The organism is Campylobacter concisus, assembly GCF_003049065.1.
Classification (GTDB): Bacteria; Campylobacterota; Campylobacteria; order Campylobacterales; family Campylobacteraceae; genus Campylobacter_A; species Campylobacter_A concisus_BE.
The window spans coordinates 127,911-143,281 of sequence record NZ_PISC01000001.1 but is presented as its reverse complement, the minus strand read 5'-3'; the positions used below and the strand labels follow the sequence as shown (position 1 = coordinate 143,281).

Sequence of the window (15,371 nt, the reverse complement as noted above, 5' to 3'; positions counted from 1 at the left end):
GCTCAAAGCTTAACGATCTTTGCACCATATCCGCCTTGATTTGCCGGTGCATCGTGAAATTCTTTCACGCTTGGATGCTCTTTTAAGAAATTTTTAACAGCAAAGGCAAGCTTGCCAGTGCCGATACCGTGAAATACACTAACCTCATCAAATCCCATAACAAGACTATCTGAGATAAATTTATCAAGCTTAGCTATCGCCTCGTCAGCTCTCATGCCGTGCAGATCAAGCGAGAGCGAGGCCGTTTTTGGCTTATCTACGCTTAAACTTACGCCACCTTTTTTAGGCAAGACTACTTCGTTGCCATTTTTTCTTAAAAGCTCGAGTGGCACGCGCAAATTTATGCCATTTGACTCGATCATCGCGTCATTTTTAGAGATACTTAAAACCGTGCCTTTGATATTTTCATACTTCACTCTATCGCCTACTTTTAGGCTCTCACGCTCAGTTTTTTTAGGCTTAACGATAGCAGCTTTTTTCTCATTTGCCACGTTTAGCGCCCTTTGCTTGTCTTTTATATCCTTAAAATTTATAACAGCTTTTGCCGCATTTATCGCTTCATAATACTCTTTTTCAAGGCGCGAAATAGTCGCATTTAGCCTGATCTCATTTTTCTCTTTTAGCTCTTTTTGCTCCTCAAGCAAGCGCTCCAGACGCTCCTCTTTTGCCGTGACCTCTTTTATCCCCTCATCAAGCTTGGTTTGTAAATTTAGCGTCTTTGTGATGATCTCGTTTAAATTCTCTTTATCTTCGCCATAAATTTTCTTTGCCTGCGCCACTAAATTTTGAGATATGCCATATCTTGCCGCCGTTTCAAAGGCGTAAGACTTGCCGATCGTGCCCTTTAAAAACTCAAATTTAGGCCTTTGAGCTGCCTCGTCGTAAAGTGCCGCCACTAGCTCAACCTCTGGATTCTTAGCTAGCAACATCGCAAGGCGCTTGTGGTGAGTCGTGATGATCATTTTGATATCTTGAGTGATGAGACGCTCTATCATGACGCCATACAAGCTCGCAGCCTCCTCAAAATCGGTGCCAAGCTCGATCTCGTCGATACCGATGATGATCGATTTTTTAGTAAAAAGCCTTGCAAAATGCACCATCCTGCCAGCAAAGGTCGAGATGTCGTTTTTCACGCTTTGCGGATCTTCTATGATCGCGTCAAATTCTTTAAAAGAGCCGATGCTTGAGCGGTTTGCGTCGATACGCATAGGCAGCAGATACTTTGCAAGCAGCGTGGCTGAGATGATTGATTTTAAAAGCATCGACTTACCGCCAGCATTTACGCCGGTTATCAAAAGTACCTTTTTACTAAAATCCACACTCACGCTCTTTGGGTTTTTTAGCGCTGGATGGGCAAATTTCTCAAGCTTTATAACGTGCGAGCTATTTGGCAAAACAAACTCATAGTCACGCGATCTAGCCAAATTTACTCGAGCCTGATATGCGTCAAACTGATCAAAAGCGTTATTTATAAATTTCAAAAAGAGCAGGCTCTTGCTCATATGCAGGCTAAATTTCTTGCAGTGCTCAAAAATGATCTCCTCTTTTCTATCAAGTAGCTCGCTTTGCTCCTTTTTTAGGCGCTCTGTGCTTGCAGGTGCGACGTAAAAGTAGCCGCCTGAGCTTCTAGCGATCACGGTGCCTTTTAGGGCGTGATTAAAGCCGCCACGCACCAAAAGTGCCTCTTGCGAGTTGATGTAGTGCGTTTGGGTATCGACCAGATAGGGCGTGATGTGTTTTGAGTAGATGAGCTTTTTAAGCTCAGCGTCGATCTGGCGCTTTTTCTCGCTAAATGCCTGCTTTATCGCAGCAAATCTCTCATCCACGCTGTCGCTAAACTCGCCGTTTTCATCAAAGCTGTTTGCCATCTGGCTCATCGCTTCAGGGATTTCAACCTTTGCGATCCACTCGCCAAGCCTACCTTCAAATTTTTGCTTTTTTAGATATGAAAAATACTTAATAATCTTTGCAAACTCGTAAATTTCACTGATGTGAAGCACTGCTTGCTTGCTAAGTCTCATAAGCGCGTCATCAAGCTCTTTTATCTCGTCAGGCGCCTTAAAATCATACTTTGAAAGCTCGTTAATGTTTTCAAAGTGGATCTTGCTGTCGCCTTGTAAAAATAGCGGTTTTTGCCTTGCTAAAAAGGAGTTAAATTTATCCAGATACTCGCCTAGATCTAGCTTTAAAAATATCTCTTCAGTCATTGCTCACAACTTTTTATAGGCACGATGACGCCTGAGAGATCACTAAATTCTCGCTTTGGTAAAAATGACGCCGTGCCAAATTCGTAGTTAAATTTCTCAGCGCTCACGTTGTATTCGCCACATTTTAGTGTTTTGCCTTGTTTAAAATCGCTAACTAGCTTTGAGATAGTGTCCTCGTTTTTTGATAAATTTTGCTCGTAAAAATAGACGCAAACAAGGATCACTACAAGCACCGCGCTAACGAGCGCTTTTATGCTTTTGCTGATCTTTTCATCTTTTATCGCCCAGATCGCTCCAAAAAGTAGCATCACGCCGGCGATTATTATCAAATTTCTTACCATTTCACGCCTTTATATTTTGCGATGAGCTCCTTGTAAAGCTCAGGATGAGGCTTGATCTTTTCTAAAATTTCAGCCCTAACCTCGCTGATATCTTGCTTTTCAACCAGCAAGCAAACGGCAAGATAGGGGGCATTTGGCAGCATCTCTTTTATCTGGGTGCTACTTAGCTTTTGCGACCTTGCAATGGCTATCAAGATATCTTTTTTGCCTAAATTTATAAGGCTTGAAATTTCTTCTTCGCTAAGCTCTTTTTCTTTTATCTCTTTTAAAATTTCATTTTCATCTTGAGGCTTGAAATTGCTTAGATCCATTAATATCCGCCTCTTAGCTGCACGCTGATATCGCCCGCTCCAAAGCCAACTACGATGCCATCACTTAGGCGATTTTTCACGCCAAATTCATCTGTAAATTCAATCCCCTCTTCAACCCTCTCGACCTTGTCTGTAAAGATCGGGTTATACTCGCTAAATTCGCCCTTCATATCAACTTCGATAGGATTTTCTCCAGCTGCATAAACTGGCAAGATAACAAGCTCATCAACGCCCTTAAAGCACTCTTTAAAGCCAGGTAAATTTGTGCTAAGTCTTGTGTAGCGGTGTGGCTGAAATATCGCTGTGACGCTCTTAATACCTAAAATTTTGGCGTATTCAAAGACTGATTTTAGCGTCGCTTTTATCTCGGTTGGATGGTGCGCGTAGTCGTCTATTAGGACGAAATTTTTGTTTGCGCTAAGTATGTCAAAACGCTTTTTGATGCCTTTAAAATTTAGTAAATTTTCTCTGATATCTTTAAGCGGCGTCTCGTGCATCGCAGCAAGGATAGCCAAAGATGCGTCTATGGCGATGTGCTCGCCCATGCCAAAAGCTTCAAATTTGCCTAAATTTTTAAGGTTAAAGCTAGTGTATGGCTGATAGTCTCTTACCACCATCGTAAGCTCAGTGATATCACTGCTTGGGTAAAGTCTGATCGCATCAAGCTTAAGCGTGCTTAAAAACTCGTCCTCAGCGTTTATCACTCTAACTTTCGCGCGCTCCAAAAAGCCCTTGTAGGCTGCGTAAAATTTAGCTAGATCGTAGTCGTAGTGCTCCATGTGCTCTGGCTCTGCATTTGTGACGATGGCTAGATATGGGTTTGAGTTTAGAAAGCTTGAGTCGCTCTCATCGGCCTCAAATACGACGTTGTCGCTTTTGGCGTAGCGCATATTTGAGCCAAACTGCTTTGAGATGGCGCCGATGATGACTGAGCCCTCAATGAGGCTTGCTAGCATCGCTGAAGTCGTACTCTTGCCGTGCGCGCCAGCTACTGCAAAGACGCACTTATCTTCAAGCACATAGGGCAAAATTTCTTTTCTTGAAAAGCACTTTATGCCCTTTCTTCTGGCCTCCACTAGCTCGATGTTATCTTCTTTTATCGCAGCTGAGTAGACTACAAAGTCTTGGTCTTTTATCGCCTCTTTGCAGTGTGGCGTGATGACCTCGATGCCTTCACTTTGAAGTTCAAGCGTCGTCTTGCTCTCTTTGATGTCGCTGCCGCTTATCTTGTGGCCTTTTTCGTGTAAAAATCTAGCGATGGCTGAGATGCCGATGCCGCCGATGCCTATGAAATGGACTTTTTTGATCTCGTTGTTTAGCTCTTGCAAATTTTATCCTTAAGTTTTTCGTGATTTTAACAAAAACTACTAAATTTAAGGCTGAAAAATGGCTTTTATTTGCTTAAGCTAAAGCTTTCATCTATCAGGTCAAAAACTGTTTTTTGTGAGATTTTGGAGTTTAAATTTACGCTTATCCAGTGCTTTTTATTCATGTGATATGCTTTAAAAATTTGCCACTCATCAACTAGCACCATGGCTAGATCTGGGCTACATTTTAGATTTAAAACCTCGATCATCTCGTCACTTTCAAGGCCAAGCTTACTAGCGCTTAGCTGCATAAGCAGCGCAAACCACTTCTTATTTTTCTTGTGACGAAAGACACTAAATTTTGGATATTTTGGAAAAATTTGCTCCCCTAAAATGTCAAATTTCTCTTTTATATATTTTTCAATCTCACTTCGTTTCAAATTTCACTCCGAAATGCCTTTACAAAAGCACTCATTTTCGTGATCATCTATGAGGCCAACGCCTTGTAAAAACGAGTAGATGATCACAGCACCTACAAATTTAAAGCCACGCTTTTTCATATCTTTTGAGATGCGCTCTGAGAGTTCGCTACTTGTTGGCATGTCCTTAGCGCTTTTTATGTCATTTATCACGCGCTTGCCATTTGTAAATTTATAGATGTAGTTATAAAACGAGCCAAACTCAGCGCAAAGCTCTAAAAAAGCCTTGGCATTTTTTGGTAAGGAGTAAATTTTAAGGCGGTTTTTGATCGCTCTATCGTCGCTTAAAAGGCTTTGAAGCTTATTTTCATCATAAAGTGCAATCTTTTTTGCATCAAAGCCGTCTAAAATTTGAGCAAGCCCAGCTCTTTTTCTTAGCACGTAGTCCCAGCTAAGGCCAGCTTGAAAGCCCTCTAAAATGAGCATTTCAAAAAATTTCTTATCATCTTTGACCGCCCTGCCCCACTCACAGTCGTGATAGCTCCTGCTAAACTCGCTCTTTTTGGCCCAGGCGCAGCGCTTCATCTTTTAAATTTAGCCTCTATCTGCATAAAGCCCCAAGTGCTTCTAGCCTCGCTAAGCTCCTTTTTGCTAAGCTCATCGATCATCATCTCTTCATTTTTGCCAAGCCTGTTCTTAACCTCGCCAAATGGGCTAATGAGCATCGAGTCGCCATAAAAACTCCACTGCTCGTCCTCGCTCTTATGGCTCCCCACGCGATTTACGCGGAGCACATAGACATTGTTTGTAAAGGCTCTAACCTTTAAAAGCTCCTCCCAGCGCGCCTGCGAAAAAAATGTGCAAGCCGTTGGCACAAGCACGATATCGACCTTTTTAGCGCTCATATAGGCCCAGCACACGTCAAAATGCGCCTCGAAGCCAAACATGACGCCAACTTTAAATTTATCGTATGTAAAGATGGGTAAATTTAGCTCTTCGCTTGCGTTGCTAAAAAATTTTGCCTCGTTCCAGTGCGCATAAGGCATGAGAATTTGCTGGTCGTATAGCTTTACTTGAGTTTGGCTAAATTTAGCTAGGCTTTTAAATATCTCCTTGCCTTTTAAATTTATGATAGGTGCGATGATGTTTAGATCATACTTTTTTGCCATCGCAAATAGTGCCTCTTTTTTGCGCTCGCTCTGCTCTTTTATGAGGCTTTTTGGCATGGTGGCAAGCTCTTTAAAGAAGCTATTTAGCACGTATTCGCCAAGGACAACCAGCCTTGCGTTTTCGTCCGCGCAAATTTTAAGGTAATAATCAAGCCTCGCCTCGCTTAAAGGCTGCGTTGGTAGCTGAAGGGCGCAAATTTTACTCATCATCCACCTGCTTTATGCTAAGTTTTGCGTTTTCTAAAATTTCTCTTGCTTCATTTAAGAGCTTTTTGCCCTGCTCGTGCAGCTTTATGCTGTTTTCTAAGCTCACATCATCTTTGTTTAGATCGTTTAAAATTTTATCAGCTAGGGCTAATTTCTCTTCAAAACTTTGCTCTTTTTGCTCCATTTTCTATCCTTTTAATATATTTTTTATATATCCATCAAATTTTTCTATCTCGACCAAAAAGGCGTCGTGGCCGTAGTTGCTATCTATCTCAACAAAATTTGTCTTTGCGCCTCTGCCCATCTCGCAAAGTGCGTCATAAATTTCTCTCATGCAGCTTGGCGGAAAGAGTAGATCGCCTTTGAAAGCGATTAGATGCAAATTTGCTTTGATCGGCGCAAGGGCGTCTTTTAGGCTATCGTAGTGCCTTGTGCAGTCAAAGATATTCATCATTTTTACGATATATAGGTAGCTTAGCGGGTCAAACCTCTTTGGGAAGTTGTAGCCGTTATACTCCATATAGCGATCGACCTGAAAATGCCCAAAAAGATCGTAAAGACCGTCAGTTTCGACGTAGCTTCGTCCAAATTTTTTATCCATGCTATCAGGGCTTAAGAAGCTGATGTGCCCTGCCATCCTGCCATAAGCCATACCTTTTAGCCCGTTTTTTCTTATAAATTCTGCGTCGTATTCGCCGTTTTTGAAATTTTCATCGTTTAAAATGGCTTCGATGGCGATTTTATTAAACGCTATCGCCCAAGGCTTAGTCTGATAGGTGCTTGCAAGCATTATGATATCTTGCGCAAATTCTGGAAACTCGATAGCGTAGCAAAGTGCCTGCATACCGCCAAGACTGCCGCCTATCACAGCTCTTGCCCTTGTGATGCCAAGCTCGCTAAATAGCCTCATCTGCGCCTTTACCACGTCACTTATGGCAAGGACTGGGAAATTTAGCCTATACTCTTTGCCGCTACTTCGATCAACGCTTAGCGGCGAAGTCGAGCCAAAGCACGAGCCTAAGATATTTACACAAATAACGTAAAATTTATCGGTATCGACCGCCTTTTTGCTGCCTATTAGCCCGTCCCACCAGCCAGCTTTCTCATCGCCTGCGTATGTACCAGCAGCGTGGTGCGAGCCAGTTAGAGCGTGACAGATCACGATAACGTTGCTTTTATCAGCATTTAGCGTGCCGTAAGTCTCATAAATAAGCTTGAAATTTGATAGCATACGGCCACTCTCAAGATAGAGTGGCTCGTTAAATTTAATAGTTCTAGTTTGCAGGTCTAACACTAATTAACTTTGTAGTTTGGTGCCTCGTGAGTGATAACTACGTCGTGGACGTGGCTCTCTTTTAGTCCTGCGCTTGTTATCTCGACAAATTCAGCTCTTTCTTGAAGAGTTGGGATATCTTTTGCGCCAACATAGCCCATAGCGCTTCTTAGGCCACCTATTAGCTGATGTATCACATCTTTTATGCTTCCAGCAAATGGCACACGGCCTTCGATGCCTTCAGGCACCAGCTTGTCTTGAGCGGTGCCTTCTTGGAAGTAGCGATCCGAGCTGCCCTTTGTCATAGCGCCTATTGAGCCCATGCCGCGATATACTTTGTACTGGCGACCTTGGAATGTTATAAGCTCGCCTGGGCTCTCCTCACAACCTGCAAGTAAGCTACCAGCCATAACGCAAGCTGCCCCTGCTGCAAGGGCTTTTGCCACGTCGCCTGAATATTTTAAACCGCCGTCAGCGATAACTGGGATACCATATTTTGCTGCTTCGCTTGCGCAGTCGTCAATCGCTGAAATTTGAGGCACGCCAACGCCAGCAACGATCCTTGTGGTACAAATAGATCCTGGTCCAATGCCCACTTTTATGCCGTCAGCACCTGCTTCTGCTAGGTCTTTTACGGCTGCTGGGTTTGCGATATTGCCAGCTATGACATCGACTTTAAAATTTGCTTTTACCTCTTTTAAAGTATCGATGATGCCCTTTGAGTGGCCGTGAGCTGAGTCGATGACGATGACATCTACGCCAGCATCAACTAGCGCTTTAGCGCGCTCTATCTGACCCACGCCGATAGCTGCAGCCACGCGAAGTCTGCCGTAGCTGTCTTTATTTGCATTTGGATACTCTTTGCGTTTTTTTAGATCTTTTATGGTGATAAGGCCGTCAAGCCTGCCGTCTTTATCGACGATAGGTAGCTTCTCAACTCTATTTTGAGAGAAAATTTTCTCCGCATCATCAAGCGTGCAGCCCTTTGGCGCAGTGATAAGTGGTGCTTTTGTCATACGGTCTTTTACCAAAGTGCTCATATTTGTCTCAAATCTCAAATCGCGGTTTGTTAAAATTCCTATTAGTTTGCGGTCTTTGTCGATGACTGGAACGCCTGAAATATGAAGATCTGACATAAGGCTTAGAGCTTCAGCCACGGTTGCTTCTGGATTTATAAAGATAGGATCGATGATGACGCCACTTTCGCTTTTTTTAACGCGTTTGACCTCTTTTGCTTGGCTTTCGACGTCCATATTTTTGTGGATAACGCCGATACCGCCGAGCCTTGCCATCATGATAGCAGTTCTATGCTCAGTCACCGTATCCATCGCAGCAGAGACGATCGGGATGTTTAGCGTGACGTTTTTGCTGATCCTGGTTTTTACATCAACTTGCTTTGGCAAAATTTCAGAGTATTGCGGTACAAGAAGCACATCCTCAAATGTTAAAGCTCTCTTTACTATCTTCATATTTTTATCCTTTTATTAAATTTTCTAGGCTCTTAGCACCATTTATCAAGGTCTGTTCGTCCCACGCTTTTGCAATGAGCTGGGCGCTCACGTTTAAATTTTGATCATCTTTGCCAACTGGCACAGAGATAGCTGGCAGGCCTGCTAAATTTACGCTGATCGTGTAAATGTCGCTTAGATAGGCTTGAAGCGGATCGCTGTGTGCTCCAAATTTATAAGCTGTGCTTGGAGCAACTGGCATGAAGATGAGATCATTTTCTTCTAAAATTTTCTCGTACTGAGCTTTTATATGCGCTCTTGCTTTTTGCGCTTTTATGTAGTAAGCATCGTAGTATCCGCTACTTAGCACAAATGTACCAAGCAAAATTCTCCTTTTTACCTCTTCGCCAAAGCCTTCTGAGCGTGAATTTACATATAGCTCTTTTAAATTTTTAGCATCTGCGCGTCTGCCATATCTAACGCCATCGTAGCGGCTTAAATTTGCGCTTGCCTCTGCGGTTGCTATGATGTAGTAGGCAGCAACGTCATATTTTGAGTCTTCAAAATATGTGTAAGTTACGCTGTGTCCGTGTGATTTTAGCTTTTCTATAGCTAAATTTAAAGCAGCTTTTGTCTGCTCGCTTGCGTTTTCTACGTAGTTTTTGACAACGCAAATTTTTAGTTTTTTGCTACCATCTATCTTATCGCTAACGCTCACAAACGGCACATCTGCGCTCGTGCTATCTTTTGGGTCATGTCCAGCGATCGCATCATATAAAATGGCTGCGTCTTCTACGTTTTGCGCGATAGGTCCTATTTGATCAAGGCTGCTTGAGTAGGCGCCAAGGCCATATCTGCTCACTCTGCCATAAGTTGGCTTAAGTCCCACACATCCGCAAAATGCCGCTGGTTGGCGGATCGAGCCACCAGTATCGCTACCAAGTGCGGCTACTGCAAGGCCAGCTGCGACTGCTGCTGCTGAGCCACCGCTACTGCCACCTGGGACGTGAGCGTGATTTAGTGGGTTTAGTGTTTTGCCGTAAAATGAGCTCTCAGTCGTGCTCCCCATCGCAAATTCGTCCATATTTGTACGGCCAAATGGAGCTAAATTTTTGCCAAGTAGCTTCTCAATGACGGTTGCATTATATGGTGCTACGTAGCCTTGTAAAATTTTAGAAGCGCACGTGACGTTCCAGCCTTTTACTTGGATGTTATCTTTTATAGCGATAGGCACGCCCTCGCCTAGTTTTGCGATCTCTAAATTTGCTAGCTGCTCGACATAAGCGCCAAGCTCTTTTTCTTTTATGATCTTCGCCTCAAGCTCGGCTCTTAAATTTTTTATCTCTTCAGCTGAAAATTTCAAAGCTTCTTTTAAAGTTACCACTATTTTTATCCTTTAAATTTATTAACCAAAAATATGCCAAACAAGCTAACAACGACCACCGCAGCGATCGTTGCTATTATGATAGTTGCGCTTACTGGCTCACTTAGCACTTATGACCTCTTCACATCTTGGGCATAGTGCATCTTCTTTGCTAGCGTTAAATTTCCAGCATCTTGGGCATTTGTGAAGGTTGCTTGCTATGATCTTAAATTTATCACCCTCAAGCTCAAACTCAGCTAATGGCTCGCTATCATCATAAGCTTTAACTGAGCTTACCATGTAAAGATCGGCCACTTCGCGCTCGTCGTAGTTTGTGATGTTGTGGTTTGTGGTCTCTAGACTTAGCTCTAGGGTTGATTTTATCTTTTTCTCTTTTTTAAGAACATCCACGATCTCGTTAAATTTCTCCCTGCTGGCAAAAAGCAGCTCATCTTCAAAGCTAAGATCAAATTTAATTGGCTCATAGACTAGATCAAACGCGTCTTTTGCGTCGCCTTTTATGATCTTTGGAGCGTAGTCCATCACCTCATCAACGGTGTAAGTAAGCGTTGGAGCGATGAGTGGCAAAAGTGCCTTTGTGATGATAGCCATCGCGCTTTGGGCTGATCTTCTTCTTGGGGCGTCTTTTGCGTCGCAGTAAAGTCTATCTTTGCAAACGTCAAGATATACGCCGCTAAGATCGGCTGAAAGGAAATTTAAAAGGATGTTAAAGCCCTTTGAAAAGTCGTAGTTTCTAAAGCAAGCGCTCGCCTCGTCAAAGACCTTTTTAGCGCGTGCTAGTATCCACTTATCAAGGATGTTAAACTCTGTATTTAAGCTCTCAAGGTCATTTACGTTTGCTAGTAAAAAGCGTATAGTGTTGCGGATTTTGCGGTATTGCTCGCTGATTTGTTTTAATATATCTTCGCTTATTTTTAGGTCACTTGAGTAATCACTCATGCCAACCCAAAGGCGTAAAATTTCCACGCCGTGCGTCTTAGCCACATCTTGTGGAGCGATGACGTTGCCCTTGCTCTTACTCATCTTTTCGCCCTTAGCATCGACAGTAAAGCCGTGAGTTAGGATGCTCTCATAAGGTGCGTGAGAATTTATAGCTGTGCTTACTAGAAGCGAGCTTTGAAACCAGCCGCGGTGCTGGTCTGAGCCCTCTAGATACATGCTTGCGGGGTATTTGCCAGCGTCGTAGTTGTCGCTTTGCAAGACCGCATGCCACGTCGAGCCGCTATCAAACCAAACGTCAAGGATGTCCATCACTTTTTCTAAATTTTCAGCCTTGTATTTTGTGCCCTTTGGCAAAAGCTCGTCTATGCTTAGCGCCCACCACGCATCAGCGCCTTTTTCTTTAAAGATAGCCACGATGTGGTCTAAAATTTCACTATCAAATATAACTTCTTTTGTCGCTTTATCTCTGAAAAACGCGATAGGCACGCCCCAGTCACGCTGACGAGAGATGCACCAGTCTGGGCGATTTTCTATCATCGAGCCTATTCTTTTTATGCCTACGCTTGGGTAAAATTTAACCTTTTCAAGCTCTTTTAGCGCTGTTTGTCTAAGCGTTTTGCCACCTAGTTTAGCCTCGTCCATAGCGATAAACCACTGCTTTGTAGCTCTATAAATGACAGGCTTGTGCGTTCTCCAGCAAAATGGATAAGAGTGTCTAAATTTAGAGACGCTAAGCAAGCTTTTGCCAAGTAGCTCTAAAATTTTCTCATTTGCTTTAAAGATGTGCATACCGACAAACTCATCTACCACGTCACTTCTAAATAGTCCGTGATGTTTTATGCTCTCATCGTAGCAGCCACCATCATCAACTGGCATCAAAATTTCACTAAAGCCATATTTCAAACAGACGTAGTAGTCGTCCTCGCCGTGTCCTGGAGCTGTATGAACAAGTCCAGTACCCCCATCCATCATAACGTGATCGCCCAGTAAAAATTTAGACTTTCTGCCGTTTAGCGGATTTATCGCGTGGGTATTTTCAAGTAGGCTTGATTTAAACTCTTTTTTGATCTCGCCTTTGCTTAGGCCGCTCTCTACAACGCTTTCAAGTAGCGGCTTTGCAAATATCAAATTTTCAGCTGTTAGCACATAAATTTCATCTGGTTTTAGGCTTATGGCTTGATTTGCTGGAAGTGTCCAAGGCGTGGTCGTCCAGATGACAGCGCTTGCCTCTTTTACGCCAAGCTTTTCTAGCGCGTCGCCATCAAGCTCAAACGCTACGTAAATAGAGTAGTCCTCTTTCTCCTCGTACTCGACCTCAGCTTCAGCTAGCGCCGATCTAGCCGCCCAGCTCCAATAAACTGGCTTGCTTCTTTCTATCAAAAGGCCCTTTTTAGCGATCTCGCAAAGTGCTTTGTAGATGTCAGCCTCAAACTCGAATTTCATCGTCATGTATGGATTTTCAAAGTCGCCGATGATGCCAAGAGTTTTAAACTCGTCACGCTGGATATCTATAAATTCTCTCGCGTGCTGCCTGCAAAGCTCCCTGATCTCAACCTTGTTAAGCTCTTTTTTCTTATCGCCAAGCTTAACTTCTACTTGCTGCTCGATAGGTAAACCATGGCAGTCCCAGCCTGGCACGTAACGGACGTTTTCGCCGTAAAAATAGTGCGTTTTTGTGATGATATCTTTTAAAATTTTATTTAACGCGTGGCCGATGTGTAGGTGGCCGTTTGCATACGGAGGGCCGTCGTGAATGTTGAAGCTTTTAGCCGCATTTTGGCGGTTTTTCTTCATTTTTTCATAAACCTTGCGCTCTTCGTACCATGATTTTAGTCTTTGTGGTTCATTTTGTGGGAGATTTCCGCGCATCGGGAAATTTGTCTCTGGGAGTAAAAGTGTCTCTTTGTAGTCCATTTTTTACCTTGATTTTAAAATTTGCTAATTTTACACCTATGCTGGTTAAATCACACTGAAAAATAGTATAATGAGGCAAAAAAAGGAGCTTAAAAATGAGACAAAGTATCTTGATAATAGGCGAAGATCTTGAGATAAATAGAGAATTTCTAAACTACATTTTTCAAAGTTACGAGGATCATTTTGGCGAGCTTGGAGTGGTCAGTTTTGCTCCAAAAAACAGCAAAGAGCTACCTTTTATCATCGAAAATTTATCAAAAGATTACGACTTTGTAAGCATTTTTGGCTCAGATGAAAATTTTGCCATCGCCGCAAAGATCGTAGCGACGCTAACTGGGGGCTCACTTGAGCTAAAAGATAGCACAACTCTTGCGCTTAAAGATAGCTTAGACTACTCAAAAAATAGCTTTTTAGCTAGCCTAAATAACGCTCAGATAAATCTCATAAAAGCTAATCCAAATGAAGAGCTAGGCGAGTTTCTTACCGAGTACGAGCCTGATTTTAGCTACTTTCATCTAATAGACATCGACGCAGATAGTGCTAAGATCCTTATGCTGCCACTTGCTAAAACTTACGAGGTCGATATCACCCTTGCGCAGATCCTGCCAAATTTGATACTAGTAAGGGCAAAAAGCAATAAATTTGGCCAGATCGAAAGCTTTTTGCAAGGGGTAAAAACGCTATTTTCGCAAAAATTTATCCCGCAAAAAGATGTGATCAAATTTGTAGCAAATAGACTCATGCAAAAGGGGCTTAAAATTTCATTTGCCGAGTCTTGCACGGCTGGGCTTGCGGCGGCTAAATTTGCAAGATATGGAGGCGTCTCGGCTAGCTTTGATGGCTCGCTAGTGACCTACGCAAATCACATAAAACACGAGTGGTTGGGCGTTGAGGATGAAATTTTAGATACTTACGGAGCTGTGAGCGAGCCTTGCGTAAAAGCGATGGTAAAAGGCACGCTAAGCACGACAAATGCGGACTTTGCGCTTGCCATTAGCGGTATAGCAGGACCGGGTGGTGGCACAGCTAGCAAGCCAGTTGGCACGGTATATGTCGCGGCTGGCGACAGAAATGGCAACATCGAGGTTGAGAGGCTACTTTTAAAAGGGGAGCGCAACTACGTGAGAGAGCAAAGCGTACTAAGTGCCTATCTATGTTTGCTTCGTCTAAAAAGCGAGATATTTTTCGCGTAAATTTTGCTTTTACTAAAAATTTATAAAAGCCTTATACTAGATTTAACAAGTTAATATATAGTTCGGATGTGATTTTCTAATAGAAGATCAAAATTAAAAAGCCAAATTTAGGAGGCTAAAGATGTTTAAAAAGATATTGTTTCTCGCCGCTGGCGCATTATTTGCATTTGGTGCTCTAGCTCAAGCAGGCGAGATAAAAGCAAGCGACTCGCCCTTTGGTTACGCTAGCATTGGAGCAGAGCAAAATTTTGGCGGATACACCGGCAAAGAGAGTAAAGAAGTCGTCGTAAAAGATAGACAAGAGCTTGTAAAATACGCTCAAATGGGTGGTTACGTCATCTATGTGGATGGGCTCATAGACCTTAGCGAAGGCAAGATCCCGCAAAATGGCAATAGCGATGGGCTGGATAAATTTATAAGTGAGATTAGCGGTGGCGAGTTTGACACTTATACTAAATTTATGCAGGCTTACGGCGCTTCATGCCATGCAAATTTAGATGGTTCGCAAGATCCAAAGTTAGCAGCGCTTCGCAAAAATTTAGCCAACGAATACAAAAAGCTCATCGTAGTGCCGGTAGCTAGCAATACCACGATAATCGGCCTAGGCGAAAACTCAGGCATAAAAGGTGGCTCACTTTTGCTAAAAAATGTCCAAAATATCGCGATCCGCAACATGAATATCCTAGATGCTTTTGATCCATTTCCAGATGTACAAAAAAATGACGGCTTTAACGCGCAATATGACGGCGTTAGTATAGATTCAAGTAAAAACATCTGGGTAGATCACTGCCATTTTAAGGATACTGTGGATCTTAGCCATGTGCATTTAGCAGGCGGAGAGCTTACTAAATGGCAAACTTATGACGGAACTGTGCGAGAGATAGTGCAGCTATCACGATCTCGCACAACATCTTTGAAAACCATGACAAAACGATGTTAATTGGCTCAAGAGACTCTGACGGCAGCAGCGAAACTAGGACTATAACTCTCGCTCACAACATTTTGACAACTGCGCGCAACGCCTACCTATGGCACGCAATGCAAAGGTGCACGTCTATAACAACTTTTACGACTCAAAAGATGGCTTTTATGACCAAAAATACGCCATTGGCGTGCGCTTTGGCTCGCTAATATACGCTCAAAACAACTACTTTACAAATGGCGTCAAGATAAGCTACAAATGTAACAAAGGCACCATTTTTGAAAGCGGCAACATAGACCTTTCCAAAAAGGGCAGCGTTTGCGAAAAGCTAACC

The 15,371-nt window shown here is 43.0% G+C and carries 15 protein-coding genes; 3 read left to right on the top strand and 12 right to left on the bottom strand.

What is annotated here, in order from left to right:
• Positions 1–2 precede the first annotated feature (2 nt).
• From CVS81_RS00705 to ileS, 12 genes are all read right to left on the bottom strand, one after another.
• Complete coding sequence (locus tag CVS81_RS00705) at positions 3–2,207, bottom strand: endonuclease MutS2 (RefSeq protein ID WP_107964758.1); 2,205 nt, start codon at positions 2,205–2,207, stop codon at positions 3–5.
• The gene (locus CVS81_RS00700; protein ID WP_107964757.1) at positions 2,204–2,548 is read right to left on the bottom strand and encodes a hypothetical protein; all 345 of its coding nucleotides are present in this window, start codon (positions 2,546–2,548) and stop codon (positions 2,204–2,206) included. The genes CVS81_RS00705 and CVS81_RS00700 overlap by 4 nt, the downstream gene beginning before the upstream one ends.
• A complete protein-coding gene (locus tag CVS81_RS00695; protein WP_107964756.1) occupies positions 2,542–2,859 on the bottom strand; it encodes a hypothetical protein in 318 nt (105 codons plus the stop codon). The genes CVS81_RS00700 and CVS81_RS00695 overlap by 7 nt, the downstream gene beginning before the upstream one ends.
• Complete coding sequence (murC, locus tag CVS81_RS00690) at positions 2,859–4,166, bottom strand: UDP-N-acetylmuramate--L-alanine ligase (protein WP_107964884.1); 1,308 nt, start codon at positions 4,164–4,166, stop codon at positions 2,859–2,861. The genes CVS81_RS00695 and murC overlap by 1 nt, the downstream gene beginning before the upstream one ends.
• Positions 4,167–4,252: 86 nt before the next feature.
• On the bottom strand, positions 4,253–4,606 hold the full coding sequence (locus CVS81_RS00685; protein WP_107964755.1) for an MmcQ/YjbR family DNA-binding protein: 354 nt from the start codon (positions 4,604–4,606) through the stop codon (positions 4,253–4,255).
• 3 nt (positions 4,607–4,609) lie between these two features.
• Entirely contained in the window at positions 4,610–5,170 is a 561-nt protein-coding gene (locus tag CVS81_RS00680; RefSeq protein ID WP_107964754.1) for a DNA-3-methyladenine glycosylase I, read from the bottom strand.
• Positions 5,167–5,961 (bottom strand): carbon-nitrogen hydrolase family protein, encoded by a 795-nt coding sequence (locus CVS81_RS00675; protein ID WP_021092110.1) that lies wholly within the window; start codon positions 5,959–5,961, stop codon positions 5,167–5,169. Before CVS81_RS00675 ends, CVS81_RS00680 begins: the two co-directional genes overlap by 4 nt.
• Positions 5,954–6,145, bottom strand: coding sequence for an exodeoxyribonuclease VII small subunit (xseB, locus tag CVS81_RS00670; RefSeq protein WP_004317712.1), 192 nt, complete (start codon positions 6,143–6,145; stop codon positions 5,954–5,956). Before xseB ends, CVS81_RS00675 begins: the two co-directional genes overlap by 8 nt.
• 3 nt (positions 6,146–6,148) lie before the next feature.
• Positions 6,149–7,255: a homoserine O-acetyltransferase MetX gene (gene metX / locus CVS81_RS00665; protein ID WP_004317679.1), complete on the bottom strand. Its 1,107-nt coding sequence runs from the start codon at positions 7,253–7,255 to the stop codon at positions 6,149–6,151.
• The gene (guaB, locus tag CVS81_RS00660; protein ID WP_107964753.1) at positions 7,255–8,703 is read right to left on the bottom strand and encodes an IMP dehydrogenase; all 1,449 of its coding nucleotides are present in this window, start codon (positions 8,701–8,703) and stop codon (positions 7,255–7,257) included. The genes metX and guaB overlap by 1 nt, the downstream gene beginning before the upstream one ends.
• Positions 8,704–8,707: 4 nt before the next feature.
• A complete protein-coding gene (gene gatA / locus CVS81_RS00655; protein WP_107964752.1) occupies positions 8,708–10,066 on the bottom strand; it encodes an Asp-tRNA(Asn)/Glu-tRNA(Gln) amidotransferase subunit GatA in 1,359 nt (452 codons plus the stop codon).
• Positions 10,067–10,165: 99 nt separating this feature from the next.
• Complete coding sequence (gene ileS / locus CVS81_RS00650) at positions 10,166–12,922, bottom strand: isoleucine--tRNA ligase (RefSeq protein WP_107964751.1); 2,757 nt, start codon at positions 12,920–12,922, stop codon at positions 10,166–10,168.
• A 95-nt stretch (positions 12,923–13,017) separates the two neighbouring features.
• Between ileS and CVS81_RS00645 the strand changes: the two genes are divergently transcribed.
• The 3 genes from CVS81_RS00645 (at position 13,018) to CVS81_RS09940 (ending at position 15,246) form a co-directional block, all read left to right on the top strand.
• On the top strand, positions 13,018–14,115 hold the full coding sequence (locus tag CVS81_RS00645) for a CinA family protein (protein WP_107964750.1): 1,098 nt from the start codon (positions 13,018–13,020) through the stop codon (positions 14,113–14,115).
• A 121-nt stretch (positions 14,116–14,236) separates the two neighbouring features.
• Positions 14,237–15,055, top strand: coding sequence for a hypothetical protein (locus tag CVS81_RS00640; RefSeq protein WP_234399495.1), 819 nt, complete (start codon positions 14,237–14,239; stop codon positions 15,053–15,055).
• On the top strand, positions 15,049–15,246 hold the full coding sequence (locus CVS81_RS09940; protein ID WP_234399494.1) for a hypothetical protein: 198 nt from the start codon (positions 15,049–15,051) through the stop codon (positions 15,244–15,246). Before CVS81_RS00640 ends, CVS81_RS09940 begins: the two co-directional genes overlap by 7 nt.
• Positions 15,247–15,371 lie beyond the last annotated feature (125 nt).